The organism is Proteus myxofaciens ATCC 19692 (assembly GCF_001654855.1).
Classification (GTDB): Bacteria; Pseudomonadota; Gammaproteobacteria; order Enterobacterales; family Enterobacteriaceae; genus Proteus; species Proteus myxofaciens.
In genome coordinates this window covers 1-19,265 of sequence record NZ_LXEN01000154.1, presented here as the reverse complement: position 1 = coordinate 19,265, position 19,265 = coordinate 1, and the positions used below count along the sequence as shown (strand labels likewise).

At 32.1% G+C, this 19,265-nt stretch carries 19 protein-coding genes; 7 read left to right on the top strand and 12 right to left on the bottom strand.

Annotated elements, in window-relative coordinates; genetic code table 11:
* Positions 1 to 147: 147 nt before the first annotated feature.
* The 4 genes from M983_RS15400 to ftnA form a co-directional block, all read right to left on the bottom strand.
* A complete protein-coding gene (locus tag M983_RS15400; protein WP_066752950.1) occupies positions 148 to 489 on the bottom strand; it encodes a YebY family protein in 342 nt (113 codons plus the stop codon).
* A gap of 49 nt (positions 490 to 538) precedes the next feature.
* On the bottom strand, positions 539 to 1,435 hold the full coding sequence (copD, locus tag M983_RS15395; protein ID WP_066752947.1) for a copper homeostasis membrane protein CopD: 897 nt from the start codon (positions 1,433 to 1,435) through the stop codon (positions 539 to 541).
* Complete coding sequence (copC, locus tag M983_RS15390) at positions 1,435 to 1,827, bottom strand: copper homeostasis periplasmic binding protein CopC (RefSeq protein ID WP_066752944.1); 393 nt, start codon at positions 1,825 to 1,827, stop codon at positions 1,435 to 1,437. Before copC ends, copD begins: the two co-directional genes overlap by 1 nt.
* Positions 1,828 to 2,282: 455 nt before the next feature.
* A complete protein-coding gene (gene ftnA, locus M983_RS15385; protein ID WP_066752941.1) occupies positions 2,283 to 2,786 on the bottom strand; it encodes a non-heme ferritin in 504 nt (167 codons plus the stop codon).
* A 668-nt stretch (positions 2,787 to 3,454) separates the two neighbouring features.
* On the opposite strand from ftnA, the gene M983_RS15380 reads away from it, so the two are divergent.
* The 4 genes from M983_RS15380 (at position 3,455) to M983_RS15365 (ending at position 7,796) form a co-directional block, all read left to right on the top strand.
* Positions 3,455 to 3,889 (top strand): universal stress protein, encoded by a 435-nt coding sequence (locus M983_RS15380; RefSeq protein WP_066752938.1) that lies wholly within the window; start codon positions 3,455 to 3,457, stop codon positions 3,887 to 3,889.
* Positions 3,890 to 4,230: 341 nt separating this feature from the next.
* On the top strand, positions 4,231 to 4,629 hold the full coding sequence (locus M983_RS15375) for a DUF2628 domain-containing protein (RefSeq protein WP_066752935.1): 399 nt from the start codon (positions 4,231 to 4,233) through the stop codon (positions 4,627 to 4,629).
* 470 nt (positions 4,630 to 5,099) lie between these two features.
* Complete coding sequence (gene nqrE / locus M983_RS15370) at positions 5,100 to 5,699, top strand: NADH:ubiquinone reductase (Na(+)-transporting) subunit E (RefSeq protein ID WP_157091981.1); 600 nt, start codon at positions 5,100 to 5,102, stop codon at positions 5,697 to 5,699.
* Positions 5,700 to 6,197: 498 nt separating this feature from the next.
* On the top strand, positions 6,198 to 7,796 hold the full coding sequence (locus tag M983_RS15365) for a methyl-accepting chemotaxis protein (protein WP_066752931.1): 1,599 nt from the start codon (positions 6,198 to 6,200) through the stop codon (positions 7,794 to 7,796).
* A gap of 73 nt (positions 7,797 to 7,869) precedes the next feature.
* Here M983_RS15365 and M983_RS15360 read toward each other — a convergent pair whose 3' ends face one another.
* The 5 genes from M983_RS15360 to M983_RS15340 form a co-directional block, all read right to left on the bottom strand.
* Complete coding sequence (locus M983_RS15360) at positions 7,870 to 9,819, bottom strand: glycerophosphodiester phosphodiesterase family protein (protein WP_066752928.1); 1,950 nt, start codon at positions 9,817 to 9,819, stop codon at positions 7,870 to 7,872.
* A 165-nt stretch (positions 9,820 to 9,984) separates the two neighbouring features.
* A complete protein-coding gene (locus M983_RS15355) occupies positions 9,985 to 11,106 on the bottom strand; it encodes an extracellular solute-binding protein (RefSeq protein ID WP_066752926.1) in 1,122 nt (373 codons plus the stop codon).
* Positions 11,107 to 11,126: 20 nt separating this feature from the next.
* Complete coding sequence (locus M983_RS15350; RefSeq protein ID WP_066752921.1) at positions 11,127 to 11,960, bottom strand: ABC transporter permease; 834 nt, start codon at positions 11,958 to 11,960, stop codon at positions 11,127 to 11,129.
* The gene (locus M983_RS15345) at positions 11,957 to 12,823 is read right to left on the bottom strand and encodes an ABC transporter permease (RefSeq protein ID WP_210433255.1); all 867 of its coding nucleotides are present in this window, start codon (positions 12,821 to 12,823) and stop codon (positions 11,957 to 11,959) included. The genes M983_RS15350 and M983_RS15345 overlap by 4 nt, the downstream gene beginning before the upstream one ends.
* Complete coding sequence (locus M983_RS15340; protein WP_066752916.1) at positions 12,817 to 13,899, bottom strand: ABC transporter ATP-binding protein; 1,083 nt, start codon at positions 13,897 to 13,899, stop codon at positions 12,817 to 12,819. The genes M983_RS15345 and M983_RS15340 overlap by 7 nt, the downstream gene beginning before the upstream one ends.
* A 216-nt stretch (positions 13,900 to 14,115) precedes the next feature.
* Here M983_RS15340 and M983_RS15335 point away from each other — a divergent pair, with 216 nt between their 5' ends.
* Positions 14,116 to 14,946, top strand: coding sequence for a glycerophosphodiester phosphodiesterase (locus tag M983_RS15335; RefSeq protein WP_066752913.1), 831 nt, complete (start codon positions 14,116 to 14,118; stop codon positions 14,944 to 14,946).
* Between the two features lie 25 nt (positions 14,947 to 14,971).
* Positions 14,972 to 16,081 (top strand): ROK family transcriptional regulator, encoded by a 1,110-nt coding sequence (locus tag M983_RS15330; RefSeq protein ID WP_066752910.1) that lies wholly within the window; start codon positions 14,972 to 14,974, stop codon positions 16,079 to 16,081.
* Positions 16,082 to 16,145: 64 nt separating this feature from the next.
* Here M983_RS15330 and M983_RS15325 read toward each other — a convergent pair whose 3' ends face one another.
* Positions 16,146 to 16,883 (bottom strand): phosphatase, encoded by a 738-nt coding sequence (locus M983_RS15325; protein ID WP_066752907.1) that lies wholly within the window; start codon positions 16,881 to 16,883, stop codon positions 16,146 to 16,148.
* 284 nt (positions 16,884 to 17,167) lie between these two features.
* Here M983_RS15325 and M983_RS15320 point away from each other — a divergent pair, with 284 nt between their 5' ends.
* The gene (locus tag M983_RS15320; RefSeq protein ID WP_066752904.1) at positions 17,168 to 17,605 is read left to right on the top strand and encodes a type II toxin-antitoxin system HicB family antitoxin; all 438 of its coding nucleotides are present in this window, start codon (positions 17,168 to 17,170) and stop codon (positions 17,603 to 17,605) included.
* A 90-nt stretch (positions 17,606 to 17,695) separates the two neighbouring features.
* Here the strand turns inward: M983_RS15320 and M983_RS15315 are convergent, their stop codons facing one another.
* The gene (locus tag M983_RS15315; protein ID WP_066752901.1) at positions 17,696 to 18,559 is read right to left on the bottom strand and encodes a triacylglycerol lipase; all 864 of its coding nucleotides are present in this window, start codon (positions 18,557 to 18,559) and stop codon (positions 17,696 to 17,698) included.
* Positions 18,560 to 18,708: 149 nt separating this feature from the next.
* The gene (locus M983_RS15310) at positions 18,709 to 19,071 is read right to left on the bottom strand and encodes an antiterminator Q family protein (RefSeq protein ID WP_157091980.1); all 363 of its coding nucleotides are present in this window, start codon (positions 19,069 to 19,071) and stop codon (positions 18,709 to 18,711) included.
* Positions 19,072 to 19,265 lie beyond the last annotated feature (194 nt).

Genomic DNA, 19,265 nt, shown 5'->3' with positions numbered 1-19,265 from the left:
AAAGAATAGCTAACAATATGTAAAATTCCAGTAAACTTTTAACATTTGCACATATTTAACTAAAAAAATTCTTTCATCTGTCATCGATTTTTATAACTCAATGTAATAAAAGAAAAAAATCAACATACGCAAAAATTAAACAATTGTTTAATTTTTAGTGCACAACGAGCTAAATTCACGTTTGATAGGATCTAGCGATTTTTTCTCTTCAGCGTTATTAGGATCAGGTAAAACGATAATATCAATTAACTGGGCATTAACTTTGCCACTTTTCATTTGCTCCATGGCTATATCATTGAGGGGATACTGAACTAATGTTGCGGGATTAATGACAAACCATGCACCATCACTACGGCAATTAAGCATCACCTCTTCTCGAGTAAAGGGCCAATTATCACCAAATTGAAGCTTACTTACCGTTGAAATCGGTGCGCTGAAAGCTTGAAACGAAAAAAACATTAACATACCCGTTAAAAATAAACGTTTCATGTTATTTCTCACTTATAATCAGTTTGATTTCTTACGATTATATAACACTCTAGGTAGGAGAGTTAATCGCAAAAATAGCAACAACAAAAATAACCATAGTGCCAAGTAATAGTTCAAACCAACTATTAATTAACAACCACTGAAAATTATTTTTTTTGCGAATATGAGGAACTAGAATATAACGATTAACTACTGCTAGGATTAGCATTAGACCAACAAAAGCTATCTTCAACCACAGCATGCTTTGATAATCGGAAATAGATTGGAATTTAGGCCAACCTGGTATCAACATCACAGCGCTAACAATGCCACTGACAATAACCAGTAAAACAGCGATATGACCAAAAATAGAGAATCGTTTCATTGTGCCAATAATTGGCTTTATCATACCTTCAGCAAGCTCTTCTTTATTTCTTAAAAACTGTAAGCAGACGACAAACGGCCATAAGCCACCAAACCAATATGCTGCGCTTAAAAGATGAATGCTTTGATTGACTTTATATATGACAGACTCAGCACCATTGAACATAGCACTATGCCCCGTGAAGGCATGTAAAATCAGCATGCAAGTTGCAATTAATAATAGGCCGATGTTTCGGATATTACGCTGGCGAATAAAAAGAGTGAGCAAAGCAAGCGTTGCTAATAGTAACTGCCATTGCCAAATTTGACCAAAAGCGGTCCCTAATACTGCTTTCCATATATCAGCTGACCATGAATCGCTCCATCCATCACCCATCATGCCAGATTGCGTCATCATCCATAAATAAGTCGTAATAAAAACAGTAACTGTGCTAATTGCAAGTGCTGGACGTAGACGAACCTGTATTAAAGGTACAAAATTATCTTTTGCAAGAATGGCAGCCGATAAGCTCAGTCCGAACATAAACATGACTGCCACAAAATGGAAGAAACGACATAAAATATAAACGTCTTCAGGAGTCATTATTTTACGCTAAATTGATAAGAACCTTTTGTTTTATGCCCATCAACAGAAACAACACTCCAATCCACTGAATAATCACCCTCTGCTAATTTACTTTCTAAAGGTAATAACAGTTTGGTGTTATTTACAGGATCTAAACTTAATTTACCGACAGTAATTTCTTTACCTTTAGAATCCATCACTTTGACTTTACTAAATGCAAGTTCAATACCTTCAGAGAAATCTAAGGTGATAACTTTAGGTGCTTGAGCTTGTTCAATAGAAGCACCTTCTGCTGGTAATTGTGATTTTAGATGTGCGTGAGCTAAAGCTTGTTGGCATGACATACCTAGGAATAAAACTGCGATAGCAGATAATTTACCCCATGATGTTTTAATTCTTTTAATTGACATAATGTCCTCTCAAATTACAGGTGATTATTTTATTTGTTTAAATATTCTATAATAATTTTATTTCAAGATCTCGGTTTATCCTGAGTAGAAATAAAAGGTTGTGAACTAGCACTCAAATATATCTTATTTAAAGCAAGTTCTGTTTCAAATATCACCCTCTTTTACACTTCGAAAAAAGATAATACGATTATTGACACTCTAAACACTTCAATACACTGCAAAATCACGCCATAAGCCAAATTAAAAAGCGTTCAAATAACAAGCAAAAAAATAACCTTAATAAATATGGGAATAATAAATATTTTATTAGTAAATTACGATTTAATATCTATTTATATAGATTTTGTTAGTAATGACAAATATAAAAATGCCTCGCTATTTAAATTTAGCGAGGCATAAAGTATTATCAATACTACAAATTAATTAAAGATTACTAATCAATGAGTTATCAATTATTAAATGTGCGTTTCTACTGATAATCTATTTAAATCTTTATCTAACAGGAATAATGCTTTACCGCTTTCACCAACCATAGCAAATTTATCAAGAACAGATTTAAATAATTTTTCTTCTTCGTGTTGCTCTGCAACATACCATTGTAAGAAGTTAAATGTTGAGTAATCTTGTGTTGTCATTGCTAGATGTGCAAGTTTATTGATTTCAGCAGTAATAAACTTTTCATGTTCGTATGTTTTTTCAAATAAATCAGATAACGATAAAAACTCTGATGGTGGAGCATCAATTGCACCAAGTAATGGCATAGCGCCAGTATCACTTAAATAGTTAAATAAGCGCTGCATATGCTCCATTTCTTCTTTAGAGTGTGCTTTTAAAAAATTAGCTGCGCCTTCAAATCCTTTATCATCGCACCAAGCACTCATTTGTAAGTAAAGATTTGCTGAATAAAACTCTAAATTCAGCTGTTCATTTAATTTATTAATCATATCTTGATGTAACATATTTAACTTTCCTAGTAACCAAAATTAACATTACCGACATTATGCATACTTAAAAATAAAAATATAGCTTTTTCATTACAAATTAATTTATTTTTTCTTTTAAATGACTTTAAATAAAAATAATAACAACTCTCATTTCCAATAATTATTTTTGTAATTTAAAACAAAATAAGATTGATTATCATTAAGAATACTCTTTATTGCAAATAATAACAAAAATATCATAACCTATTGATATAGATGAATTTATAAAAAAAACATCTTGTTCATCGTTTTATTTTTAATTATTTATGCTTTGTAATAAATAATGATAATAAATTATATAACAATAAAAGTATGTTAAAGATAAATTTAGTGTAATTAATTTTAAATATAAATTAAAACAAACAAAGCAATTAATTATTTTCAAATGATTACTAAGCTTATCTGCTACTTTATTATTCACTTATCTTTATTAAATTTAATAACATTTTTTTGGGTGCAATCCATTGAAACATTTCAATTATTTCATAAAAATAGTGTTTATCTCTCAAATTATAAAAATAATTGTTTTTTTATAGTGTTTTTGTGTCGTTTTCGAATTTAGCTGATAAAATTGATCAAGTGAACATTATACAGAATAGAAATTAAAAGTCCTAATCATAATATAAGGTAAATTAGGAGCCACTATGACAAAAACTATTTTAGTACCTGTGGATTTTACAGAACTTGGTCTATTAGACAAAGTAGTTTCACATCTGAAATCGCTATCTTGTGCTGATGAACTTAACATTCATTTTTTATCTGTTATTCCAAGTTATGAATCCTTTGTAGGATTTGCCTTTGTTGGTCAAGATAGACTAGCAAGCGATAAACAACGTATCGAAATTGCATTATCAACATTAAAAGAGGGAGTTTCTCATGTTGAAATTCCAAATAGCACTATACAATTTTATGTTGCCATTGGTAATCCTCGTGAAAAAATCTTAGAAACAGCCCAAAAAATACAAGCTGAACTTATTATTATTGGCTCTCGCAATCCAGGAATGAAAAGCTATTTATTGGGCTCAACAGCATCGTCTGTTGTTAGCTACGCTAATACATCAGTATTAGTTGTACGTTAATTTCTTTATATCATTTAGAAATAAGAAATCTGAAATAAAGCGTAATTCAGATTTCTTATCTTCCATTCATTTTTAGATAAATATTCATATCATTTTCCTCATATCTTAGAAGATAATGTTTAAAATATCCCCTTTAGCACATCAACATAAAATAATATTTTTACTATAAGATTATTGTTAAAATTTAAAGTTAAGTATTTATTTAATCTAATATTATAGAGATATAATTTTTGATTTGATCTTAATAAATTTATATTGTTTGGGATTACTATTTATGTAAAAATGCCACTTTAACATTAAAAGCTACCCTACTTTTCTTAACATATTTAAAAGAAACTATGATGAATCAAAATCGAGAATATTCAGCTAAATGGCAAGAGCGCTTTGAGTTCTTTGAAAAAAATGGCAGTCCTAAATCCCCTGAATACAAAGCAGCTTATAAAAGTCTTCCATTTGGAAAACGTATCCTAGTTGGATTTAATATTTGGGCATTTTTCTTTGGTTTTATTTATTTCCTTATTCTAGGCTTATGGAGAAAAGGATTAACCTTATTTGCCGTTAATGTCGTCATCATTCTTGTTGTTAGCCTTATAATCGAATCCTTAGGCATTAATGACAATATTATTAACGCAATTAGTATTGTTCTAAATGCATTATGGGCAATTACCGCGAACTATGCATATTATAGAAAAGAATTGAAAGGTGACCAAACTTGGAATCCGTTCACCGGTATTTTCTAATAAAAAGGGGCAATTAGCCCCTTTCTTCTTAATTTTTGAATTTATCCTATCTTTTTATTCCCATCTAATGTGTTTTTTATGATTACGCTCAGAAGCAGTAATAAATTTTTTTTGACTCATTATTTTCAATTTCACATAAAATTAAATATGTTATATTTTATTATATTTTCCAGTAATAAAAATTAAAATATATGAAAAAAATAGTTTAATCATCTAAACAAGACTCAAATAGAAATATTTTTACTAACATAAACCCATATTTTTATATTTTCTAATATAAAAATAAATTAAATGCCTTATTTTCATATCTATCTCATCATAACACACTGATAAGTAATGATTTTATTTTATATTTTCATAGTGAATAAATAAATATTTACTATAAAAATAGAAATATAATTAATATTACCCTTACATTAACACAATGTTTTTATTAGAATTAATAAAAAAGCATACATAAGGGAGGATTTATGATAGAAAATCACCTAAATATCTTTATTAGAGCGACGTTTATTGAAAACATGGCTTTAAGTTTCTTTTTAGGTATGTGTACTTTTCTAGCTGTCTCTAAAGAAGTAAAAACCTCATTTAAATTAGGTTTAACAGTGACCGCTTTATTAGTCATTGCGACACCTATTAATAATTTAATCTATCATTTTATCTTAAAAAAAGATGCTATTGTTGAAGGCATTGATCTTAGCTTTTTAAGATATATTACTTTTATTGGTGTTTTAGCCGCTTTAGTTCAAATACTAGAGATGTTTTTAGATAAATTTATTCCTTCTCTTTATCATTCGTTAGGAATATTTTTACCTTTATTAACAATACATTGTGCTATTTTTGGTGCAACTATTTTTATGGTTGAACGAGACTATACTTTCACTGAATCTATTACTTATGGTGCAGGTTGTGGTATTGGGTGGTTGCTTGCTATTGTTGCCTTATCTGGGCTACGTGAAAAAATGAAATATTCCGATATTCCTAAAGGGTTGAGAGGATTAGGTGCGACATTCCTTACCGTTGGATTAATGTCACTTGGTTTTATGTCATTTTCAGGTATTTCTCTTTAATTATATTGAGTTATTTAAATTTTATCTTTTTATTAACATAACATCCTCCATACAACAAATATAAAGAAATTAACAAAGCGGAAATTATTTTATTTCCGCTTTATCTCCTCATATTTCCTTATTGTTTTCTTATTCACTACAACAATAAGCCTTCTTTATCATAATTTTTATATGATTTTTTATAAGTTGATTTTTTCTTTTCACTATGGAATAAATCATAACATGATGATTAATATGAAAATATTTCTCACACATTTTTTATATAGAATATAAATTAATCAGACTTATAAATAACCATAAAGAATATTTATAAAATGCCGATACTATTTTTTAGTATTTGAAAAAGGATATATGGTACTAAATTAAAGAGTTTTTCTACCCTACCATTATTTTTTTACTCTTTTTTTTATCCATCAAATTTACAGGAAGTAAAAATATAACATAGAAAAATCAATAAATTAGTCGTTGTATTTTTATGATAAAAGGAAATAACTCTTTATGTTTAAGATCTTAAAACAACGTTATTTGCTAAACCATTCTTTTAATATATCTAGTTTGAAAACAACTACTTTAGTTTGGCTAATGACTAGCTCGTTGATCGGATTACTTATTTTAGCCTGTATATTGTTTATCTCTTCAATCAACGATTATAGAAAAAATTTAAATGAGTTAGATCTCATTTATACACAAGATTCACTTTTAAATGGTACATGGGAAAACTTACTTCAGACTCGTAATACATTAAATAGAGCAAGCTCTCGTCATTTGTTGATAATAAATAAAATGGCAACCGCAGATACTGATATCACAGCTTTATTAGACAAAAGTAAAGAAAAAATAGAACAAGTCACCTCTAGCTGGAATGCATTTAAAACAGCCCCCTATCTTGCTGAAGACAAAAATTATATTGAACAATTAGAAAAAAAATATAATGCACTGAATTCAGCACTCATTGAATTTTTAGGCTTTCTTGAAAATGGCATGACTTATGAGTATTTAAATCAGCCAACTCAATCTTTTCAAGATGACTTTGAAAATGCTTATCATAATTACCACCAGCAACTCAAAAATCGTTATACGATATCACTTGAGCATAGCGAGGCTTTGTATAAAAAAATTATCTATAGCCTAATTATTATCGCCATTTTGATTGTTATTGTTTCTTTGTTAGTTCAGATAATTTTGCGTAAATATTTCATTTCACCTTTAGATAAGGTAATACAAGGTATAAAGGATATTAGTGATGGAAACCTATCAACTAACATTAATATCAAAGGGCTAAGTGAAATTAAACAACTGATTTTTAATATTGATAAAATGAAGGATCAGATAAAAGTTATTGTTCATGATATCAGCCAAAGTGCGAACAATATAAATTCCGAACTCAATGATATCGCCGTAATGAACAACAATTTAGCTGTACGTGTAGAACAACAATCAGCCGCAGTACTTGAAACATCAGCAGGCATTAGACAACTAAGTGTTACTTCAAAACAACATGCAGAAAATACACATAGTTCATGTGAACTAGTGACAAAAACAGATGCTATGGTTCATCAAAGCCATGAAAAATTATCAAATGTTGTTGAAAATATGCATGATGTAGTCGCATTTGCTGAAAAAATTAATGATATTACCTCCACTATTGATAATATTGCCTTTCAAACTAATTTATTAGCATTAAACGCTGCCGTTGAAGCTGCAAGAGTGGGTGAACATGGTAAAGGTTTTGCTGTCGTTGCCAAAGAAGTGCGCGAGCTTTCAATAAGCTGTAATCTTGCCTCTAAAGAAATTAAAGTGCTTATCGCTAATTCAAGTAAAAAAATTAATCAATGTTTTGAGTTAACCGCTGATGCCAATGATAATATGGTTGATATATCACAAAAAACTGAGCAGATTAATCATACAATTAACGATATTTCTACCTCTACTAATGAACAATCAAACGGCATTGCTCAAATAGAAGATGCCATTAATCAACTTGATCAAACAACACAAGCAAATTCAACAATGACTAGAGATTTAGTGAGTTCATTAGACTTATTGCAAACTCAGTCTGATAGATTAAAAAAGGCATTAACAATTTTTAGTCTGTAATATCAACCAATAGTAGTATTGGTTTCGGCCACCTTATTTAAACCGGTGGCCGAATAAATATTTAGTAAGTAACTTACTCTTCTACCTCATCAACTGGAGATGGATCTATTTTCCATTCACCCCATTTACCAACATCACCCAAATATGAAGCCGTGACTCTACTATAAAGAAGACCATTATATTCTTTCCATCCAAAAGTAGCGCCTGCCAAATATATGGGAACTTCATGCATCGTTGAAGATGCGATTGAACCATAACTAACTGAATCTGTACGAATAAAAAGTGTATTCTTATTTGCAGGATCACACTCTTTAACCCAACTCATACTTTTTTTCTCGTAGTCTAATCGACCATTTAGACACCAAAGTACATTTTTTTCTTTACCATCAACGATTTCTATTCGCGGTGAAGTAATTTGAATAAGATCACCGTATTCTTTACTCCAAGTATCATTTTGTACAACACGGGTGACTAAATCACGCGAATACCCTGCTTCAATAGCCTTATTAGCGGCATCTGTTTCACAGGTATAAATCCAAGCATATGAGTCTGAATGTGGATTGTCCCATAAACAAATAGGATATCCTTTCCCCCATTTATCTTCACTCGCATTTTCACCTTTCCAGACTTTTATACGAACAAATTGTTCTTTAGGTTTTTCGACAAATCCAAGATCCCAAGAAAGTTTAGAATGCATTTTAGGGCTTGGCTTTGTTGGATGGGGTATCGCAAAAGTATCAAGGAGTCCCTCTTCTTCAAAGTAAGTATCAATACTATCTGTATCATCTGCTGTGATAATATTGACTTTTAAACTTTGTTGCCAAGCAACATTTTCTCTATAGTCATCCGTTTCACCCGGTGCAAACCTATCTGTAAGTGCATAACAACATTCTGAAGTGTTATGATAAAAAGCAGCATTGATATCAAACTGCTTTTTAGTAAATAAGCTTGGTACAGTCGTTCCCATAATGACACCATTACTCCAAAGAATATAATCAGGAACCGGAACAAAAACTCCCAGTGGCTTTTTGTATTCTTTAACAATCGCAACCAAGCGTGCCATAGTCGTTGTGATACCTGAATAAGTATTTCCTATCGACACCTCTGTTGGAGCATAGTATCCACCCTGTTTAGAGGTTTTCAGCATCACTTTATCAAACCCTGACGAATCTTTAATAACAACTTCAATTGTCGGACAACGCTGAATATCACTTAATGCCCACCAAGCAACGGCTCGACTGGTATTATCCGAGAATCCACGATTTGGTATTTCAGGAATACGTGGCAGTTGATCAATTTTCTTCATCGCACCTGGACTAATAACGGGGTTAGCCATGATCCTTTCATCTGCACCCACAGACTGTAATCCTGCAATCCATAAATTAGGTGTAGGAAACTCTGCCATATTAAATTTGATAATGACTCTTTTTAAAATTGAATTATCTTTTTTAGAAAGATCAGTTACAACTTTTGCTGTTTTTAAAATAGCGGCAGGATCTTTCACTTCAAGATAGATTAAAGAGCGACCACCATATTTAAGGTAATCCTCAAGCATTTCTTTAACAGTAGGAACCGATTGATCTGTGACTTTACCTGCAATATTTACGAGCTTTAATTTCTGTAATTCTTCGAGTGACATCGTTTTTAACAGGGGATTACTCGGTGTATTATCAATTGCATTATATCCAGGCACTAGCATTTTTCCGATATTAACATCGTGAAAAACCACTAAGCTGCCATCATTAAGTATTCGAACATCCGTTTCAATAGCTGCACGACATTTATCATAAGAAAGACGAAATGCAGCCAAGCTATTTTCAGGAACTGTTGTCGTAAAATCACCACGATGTCGAACGGTAATAACTCGGTCTTCTTTACCAACTAAAAATAATTCATCGTACTGTCTTTCCCATGGTATACAATCACTAACATCCGCCTTTACCTGTGCTACATAACATAGGCCTGTTGCCAAAATCATCGATAATGCGACAGATTGGCATTTAAAACGATTTATCTTTTTCATTATTAAAATATCCTTTTCATATAAATGAAGACTAAGAATGTGAGTACATGCTAAATAAATAGCGCGTACATAAAACCACTAAAACCCATTAAGTTTTATGTGTCTTAATATAAAAATTAAAAATGATTAATTTAATGATGATTTAATATTTATAACGCGAGTGCACTATTTCATCGTTACGTTACGCACAAACTCTTTTCTAAACTGCATACTGTACTCTTTACCATAAAACTGAACTTCTTCTGCCTGACTATTACGACGTGTTTCAGGCATTTCTTTTATCATTGGCACTGTACCAAATGTCTCTTTTAAAGCGAGTTGAGTACTAGGTTGAATGAGCCAATTAATAAAAACAGCACAAGCAGCAGGATGTGGACTATTATTTGCCATCACCACCACATTTCCGCCCCCTGGCATACCAAATTGCGGTATGTAAAACTCTAATCTTGATGTAATTGCACCACTCCGTTGTAGCCCTCTTAAGTGATCTTCCCAAGCTGGCACAAGTATCAGCTCACCATCATTTAAACGTGTAAGGCTATCGGCACCTGATGCGGTTTGTGTTAGCTTGTCTTTATTATCAACAAACCACGACCATCCTTTAGACCAACCTTTTATAACATTTGCATCAATGTCTTTTGCATGACTATCAAACTCACCACTTTTTAGCGTGACAATACGTTGAATAAACGCTTCTCCTGCACCACCATTATTAGGATCGTTATATCCAAAACGTCGCGGATGAGTCTCTATAAACTGCTGTAATTCATTAAGTGTTTGCGGTAATTGAGTATTGCCTATTTGTTGTGGATCATAAGCAAAACCCGTTTGATTACCCCAAAAAGCAACGGCATAACCTTGTGTATCAATGCTTTGTATATAATTGATACTTGATTCATAACCCGGAAGCCAAGTTAACTGTCTAATAGCATTTGCTTTTATTATTATCGGTAACTGCGAAACAGAGAGAGCCATAACATCCATTTTTCCTGTTTCTCTTTTAGATTCAGCTAGCAACTTATTCATATTGCCGTCGATAGTGCCTTCAGGAATAGTAATTTTAATTCCATATTCCTCTTCAAATGGCTTAACAAAAGCACGCCATTGTGGTTGTAAATACCAGATATTAAATACTAATCCCCCTTCTTTTTGTGCTTGTTTAACCACTTCATTCCAATCGGATTTCTCTAAAGAAGATGTAGTTTGTGCTGAGGTTGTATTCTCTTGAGCATAAACAGCACGACAAGCAAATATTCCTAGCAATAAGACTAAATGACTTACTTTCATATTCATTACTCCAAGTTGCTTTATGCCTTGCCAGTCGATTGTGACAGATAATTTCCTTTCAACAGTAATTCAATAATTATCATTAATATCACATTAGGAATAACAAGGATCATTGAAACGACGGCCGCATCAGGCCTAACAAAGGAATAGCCTAAAAAAGAATAAAGAATTGTTGGTACGGTTATAAAATCTGGGGAGCCTAATACAAACGAAATACTAAATTCTTCAAGACTTCGTACTAAACAAAAAATGAGTGATGCCAATAAGCTAGGCTTTAACATCGGTAAAAAGGCATGGCAAAAAGTCCGCCAATAACTAGCACCCATATCTCTTGATGCATCGATAATATCTTGCGGAATAGACTGAAATCCAGCTGACATAATTCGGATTGAATAAGGTAACGTTAAAACAGTATGACCAATAACAATACTAATAAAAGGAGAACTGATATCCAGAGTAATTAACATTGCACTAAAAAATATGCCAATAATCATTCCTGGCATCACTAATGGAATAAGCGTTAGCATCTGTGCAATAGCTCTTCCGCGAAATTGAATTCGACCAAAAGCATATGCAGTTGGTATTGCTAAAATAACACTTAATATAGAAACGGTAGGTGCAATGGTATAACTATTAAATAATGCTTGAGAAAGTGACGTTTGTTCCCACATTAATCGCCAACGTTCAAATGAAAGTACTGGTGGAAATAAATCGGGATAACTCCAAGGGTGTTGAGGATCCACTAATGACCAAAGAATTGCCATCGAAAAAGGTAAACCTAACCAAATAATATTGACAATAAGGAAGAAGATCAGAGAAATTTTTATCACTTTATTACCGTTTACTGTTTTCATTTCACCTCTCCCTTTTTCCTAGATAAAGGTGTTAAAACAGTTGCAATCAGCAATGTTCCTATTGCAGAAATAACCATAATAATCACTGCAATAACAGCGGCATTATTCCACTCACCATATTCCATTGCGCTAGCTTGCATAAAACGCGCAAGAGAATACGTATTTCGAGGACCAGCAATAGAGAAAAAGGCAAAATCCCCCACAGCACCAATAAAAATTAAAATAAGGGAAACTTGTACAGCAGGTAAGGTTAGAGGAAAAATTACATCAATGAAGCGACGCCAACGGTTAGCACCAAAATTACTTGCTGCATCTAAAATATCATCTCGAATAGAATTAACGGCACCACCAACTAATATCAAGGCAAAAGGCAGACTCTTCCAAATCTGTAATATAATAACACCCCATCCAAAATCATCATTTTGCATGCGTAAAGGTGCATCAATAATACCTAATGACTGTAACACGCCATTAATAACACCATGATAGGCAATAATATTAACAAATAAGAAGGCAGCCACTAATCCAGGAATAAACATGGGCGCTCGAAGTATGCCAATAACAACTTCTTTGGCATAAAGCGGTTTTCGTAACCATAATGCAATGGGATAAGACAGTAATACAGCGCCAAACGAGCCTAAAACAGATACTTTAACGGTATAAATTAAAGCGCTAAGCAAAACAGGTTCAGAGATAATATTTAGCCAGTACTCTAACGAAAACTGACTATCTCCAGTCATATTGAAATAACCAATACTTTGTGCGATTACAACATAAAAAGTTGACCCCATTAATAACAAAATAGTACCTAAACCACTTAAAAGGAGCAGCCATGCTTTTATCTCATTGCGCCAATTCATGATAAATTCTCCTTAACAGGTTCAAGGAAATGAATTGCCTCTTCAGGGAGGTAGAATGTGGCACATGAATCTAAGATAATTGGTGGTTTCTTTATCAACTGCAAGCGAACTGATAATGTGTTGTTTTTATTAGAAGCCCATGCTTGCGTTAAATTACCAAGAAAATCGATTTTATTTATAAACAAAGAAAACGTATTTTCTAATTGTGATGGGTTAGCAATATATTGGGCATCTTCAGGTCGCCAACAGATATAGCATTTTGTTGATGCTGGTGGCGTGAGTGATTTGACATAAAACTTCCCTAAAGTGCAATTTACATGATAATAATTTGGTTGAATGGCAGGAAAAATATCTGCGATATCAATATTAGCTGCACCAATGAAATCAGCGACAAACCGATTAGCGGGGTGATAATAAATATCTTCTGGTGAACCAATTTGAGCAATACCTCCTTGATTTAGAACAATAATTTTATCAGACATCGATAATGCTTCAGATTGATCATGTGTAACGTAAATAGACGTTAATCCATATAAACGCTGTAACTCTTTTATCTCAAAACGTACACTTTCACGTAATTTTGCATCTAAATTCGATAATGGCTCATCAAATAATACTAAATCAGGTCTAATAATCATCGCTCTTGCTAAAGCCACTCTTTGTTGTTGTCCTCCTGAAAGTTGCGCTGGCATTTTAAGACGTTGATCTTCTAACCCTACTTGTTTTAACGCTATTTTTAATCGTTCTTGCTGTTCTTTTATCGAGATCCTTTTTTGTTTCAAACCAAAACATATATTATGAGAAACATTTAAATGTGGAAATAAAGCATAAGACTGGAAACACATTGCTGTATTTCTTTTTTCTGGTGGTAAATGATTAATTTGTTTGCCATTAAGAATAATCTCTCCTTTATCAGGTTGATGAAATCCACCAATCATCTTTAAAAGCGTCGTTTTTCCGCAGCCACTAGGGCCTAATAACGTGACAAACTCCCCTTCCTCAGCTTTAAAGCTAATATCTCGAGCAGCATAAAAGTCACCAAATTGCTTCGTAATATTATTAAGTATTAACGTAGACATGCATAGCATTCCTAAATGAAATTAACCAAGTTAAATTTACACATTAAATATTAAAAAAATGTGACAAAACCCATTAAAATGAAAATAGAGAAAAAATAAAATTATATTTCATTTAATTTCATATAGTTAATAATAAAATAGAAATCCATCGAAAATATCATTTTAGATAACTAAATTTAAATGCTAAATTTAATTAACAAAAAAAGGATATATTTTATGACTTTTGATTTTCATCGTGCAGATCAAGGTATTATATTGGCCAATAGTCATCGAGGCTACAGTAGTCAATACCCAGAAAATACCATGCCAGCATTTGTTGGCGCCTTAAATGCTGGTACGCATTGTATTGAAATAGACATCCGTTTAACTGCTGATAATCAGCTTGTAGTGATACATGATGATCGTATTGATAGAGTGTCAACAGGCACTGGATATGTCGAATTAATGACATACTCACAATTGCAACGTTATGATTTTGGTATTAAATTTCATCCTAATTTTGCTGGTACACCTATACCATTATTAAGTGATGTACTACTCTGGGCTATTCATCATGATGTCGGTTTAATTGTTGAAATAAAACAAAGAAGACGCACCGAAGATCTTATTTATCATCTCGTTACACTATTAAACTCAATACCTGAGGCTATATCCTACATTCAGTTATTGGGGTTTAATCATGTTTTAATTAACCAAGTAAAAAAACAAATTCCAGAATTAGCCTTACAAGTGGTGACATTAGAAAGATATAACGATCAACTTGCAGCAGTAAAAGGATCTAACGCCAGTTGTGTCTGTATTGAATATGAATATACACATATTGATGATCTTGTTCGTTATAAAGAAGCCGGTCTTGGTGTAAGGTTATATTTACATGAATGCAAAAATGGTATATTTCCTCTAGAAAATTATCTTCTTAAATTTGGACATGATTGTCGAAGTGAAATTATAAATTGGCTCCAATATGGACTTATCGATATTATCAGTCATGATGATATACCCTATTTACAGTCAATTATTGAAGATGCTGGATTACGTTGGGAATAATATTAGCTAATTTACGGAAATAACAATGACAACGAGCCCTGAAATAGTCGATTTAAAACCGACACAACAATTATTACTCGAATTAATCAGACGTCATGCTCCTATTACACGAGCTGAATTATCAAAATTAGCGGGGCTAACACCTGGCGCTATAACACAACAGTGTCGAGAATTACTATTTTCAGGCTTAATTATTGAAGGTGAAAAAAATATGGGTCAACGAGGCCAGCCTTCACTTCCCCTAAAGCTTAATCCTGGCGGTGCCTGTTCAATTGGTATTTCTTTTAGTGCAGGATTTATTGATATCACACTTGTTGATTTTTGTGGAAAAAAGCTTTTTAGTCACTCAGAGATACATAGAGAAAATCAACCTCTTGATATTACACTTACACAAATAAAAAAGATGGTTGATAAAACACTCAAAAAATTAAAATTACAACATGCACGTATTCTTGGTATTGGCTATGCAGTTCCTGGTTTTTTAAAACAAGATGGTAAAAAAAGGCAGTGTGTTACATGGCTTGAAAGCTGGCGAGATATCGATCTACAAATGGCCTTTGAAGAAAATTTACCTTGGTCAGCATGGATAGAAAATAATGCTAATGCCTCTGCCATCGGTGAATTATATTCTGGTCAATGGAATGAATATCAAGATATTACCTTAATAGAATTAGGATATGGTATTGGTGCAGGAATAATTGCAGATAACAAGATTTTACGAGGTGGTTTTAAAAATGCAGGTGAAGTTGGCATGGCATTTCCAACAGGAGAACCTCGCCCTTCTTATAAAGATCTACTTGGTGCTATCAACGAGGCTGGATTTGAAGAAGAAAAACTCCCTGAATTAATAAAAAATAATCATCCCATTATCGAAACTTGGTATAAACGCGCACAACAACAAGTTGAACAAACTGTAATGGGATGCTTAGCATGGCTAGATCCGCAATTAATTATTCTTGGTGGCTCAATGCCAAAACTCATTACAAAACGTTTAGTACAAGATATTGAATTATATCTTGATCAGCGACTTGATAAAGAAAGACCTCGAGTTAAGTTAACGCATTCAAATATGGGAGCTGAAAGCGCATCATGGGGAGCAGCTATGTTACCCCTTTACCAAATTATTAATGCTTGATAATCTCGCCCTTTCTTGGGCGAGAAATTAACTCATTGATAAGATATTAAATAAATAGCTCCAATTAAAAATCACTAAATTCAGGAATATTTTTTTTACCGTGAGATTGTAAGAACTCAAGTAATCGCTGTGGTGTTTTATTTAAAATTCGCTCATGAGGAAATTCGACTTGTGCTAATACATCAAGTACTCGATCAAAATTTCCTAATGAAGACGCAATATGAGAATCAGAGCCTAGTGCAATAAAACCACCTACCTCTTTTACTGCTTTTGCGATTTCAATGCAGTTTTTCTCACTCCCTACTCTTGAATGAATAAAAGATGAGTTATTCATTTCCAAGGCGACATTACTGTTCGCGGCGGCTTTAGCCACTGCTTTTATATCTATAGGGTATTTAGGATTACCAGGGTGTGTAATAACTTGCACTAAACCACTATTTATTGTTGCAATTAATGCTTTTGTATTATCAGCGAGGCCAAGAGATTTCATTACAGGATCATGAAATCCAGCAAGTACAATATCTAATTTACTTGCCATTTTCTCACTGCAATCCGTTTCACCTTTAATATTTTTAATATTTGCTTCTATACCATATAAAATACCAACATCATCAACAATTCTTGGGATCACAGGTAAATTAGAAAAATGCCATTCATGTGGTGCATCATCCATATCAGGGCCATGGTCAGTAATAGCAAATAGCTTAATCCCTTTACGCTTCGCTTCTTGAAAATATTCACTAACCGTACTGTAGGCATGAGTGCTTGCAATAGTGTGGGCATGTAAATCAACAGGGTACATAAATATTCCTTCCTAAAAGACATTGAATAGAACCAATAATACTGGCTTATTTTTAATCAAAAACTCAATTTATCTATTATTATGGCTACATATTCATATTTTCATTTTTTTAATTTTAAGCAGAAATAAAGATAAAATCTGCTAAGTATGGTTTAATCATAAACTTATTATTGAATATCAATTAGATAATTGTGCTGATTTTTTATACTAATTACAAAAACTGCATTATTATTAATAAAATGTTCTTATACGTTATACAATATTTTCACTTAACAAGGTCATTTATGTTTAATTATCCTGCAGTAGCAAGTTTTGATGAAGAAAGTGAAACCTATGAAATCACTTATCGTGATTTTGATAATGTACATGCTGTTGCTTATACAGAGGACGATATAGAACTAGAGGCTTCTGATATTTTACATGCAGGTCTTGATGAGTTTATTTCTGGTAAAACGCTTATTCCTTCTCCATCACCCGCACAACCTGGTGACTTTATTGTTTATTTACCTGTTGTTAGTTGCTTAAAAATAGCATTACACAATGCAATATTAGAGACAAAAACAAAAAAATCGGTACTTGCTAGAAAAATGAATTTAACAAGTGCTCAGCTTGAGCGATTAGTCGATATTAATCAAAGCTCTAAAATAGATAATTTAGAACAAGCACTTTATTTATTAGGATATAACATTTCTGTTTCCGTTTATAATGAAAATAATTCTTAATTATAAACATAAAAAGTGGCACTTAATATATTATTAAGTGCCACTAAATTACATCTATAAATAATATTTATTTAAAAATTTTATTCTATTTTAAAGATTTTTACTCTCTAAAAATTTAGCATGGCGAGTATAAATTGCGACAATATCTTCTCTTCCACTAACAGCACCTGCAACTTGATTAACCATATCAATATGATCTTGGTTATAAGTGTCCTTAATTAACTTACCTAATCGCATACTTGAACGCCCTACTAAACCATCATTTTGCTTCTCATTAAGAAAAGCACCTAATACACACATTGCGGCATGAGTTGGGTCTAGAAGATTGCTTTTATTTCCTGCAAGAAAGCTTTGGATATAACTGCCAAAACAATAGTAATAAACACCATTTACTATCTCTGGGCCTTCACCACCACGTACCGTTGGTAATCCTTGTGGATATTTTTTATTAAATGCTGCTACATTTTCTGTTGTGAGTGCTTCTAGTGAAGCAATTGCATTTTGTGAATTACTTGCTTTACCTGAAAATACAGAAATAATTGTACCAATGGCGTTCGTTACTGTATTAGCGATATATTCAGGCATGCTATCTTTATGTAAAATACGACGCACTAAATCAGCAATTTCAGAGCCATGATTAACACCATTAACAGAAGTTACTGAGGCAACACTTTCAGGATGAAGCGCTGCAACATAACGACAAGCTAATGGGCCTTGACTATGACCAATTAAGTTTACTTTTTTACTCTTCGTTTCTTTTAATACTTTTTGCACAAATTCCCATAGCTGTTCACCGCGCACTTCATTAGAATTAAATGCAGAAAGTGACGCTGTAAAAACGCGATGCCCATCTCTCTTTAATGCTTTTGTAATACCGAAGAAATAAGGGTAACCAACAAGATCATCGAAGCCAGCTAAACCGTGTACTAAAACGATAGGATTTTTTGTAGACATAATTCCACTCCTTGGATTTGATATTAATCATTACTATGTTAGCTTCCTGCTAACTTGTACTCTTAATAAAGAAAAATATGTTTCTTATATATCTTTCTAGAGAGTCATTGCTAGATTAATCTTTTATTTACGATCGTAAAGCTTTATTTTCATATATTATAAAAATCAGGTTGGATATCTAAAAAAATCAGCATACCTTCAATTACACCTTCAATTTTTTTTAGTTTCTTTCCAATGTAAGTATCCGAACAATTGTGTAGTTTCGATAATTGAATAAATGTTTTTCCATTAACATAGTAATCAATAAGAAGATTATAATCATTTTTATTCTTTTTCATCAGTTTAGATATTAAAGAATTTATAATTAATAATTGATGAATACTACATACCTCTCTTTTTCTGATGCGCTCAGGAATTATTTCTTTATTAATATCAATAAATAAAATTAGTATATTAGGATTATTAACAATCCATGCCCCCCACATTTCTAATAACTTTGATATATTATACATATAACATCCTTGTCAAAATAATTTAATGCATCTTTAATATTATAATCACGCCCTGTAATTACAATAAGATGAACGTAACAATTCATCTCCAATTAAATATATCAATCAAATTTATTTTTACAATAAAAATAAAAAGCGATATAGAAATATGCTAGCGACATAACAATATTTGATTATTAATAAAGAAATAATTC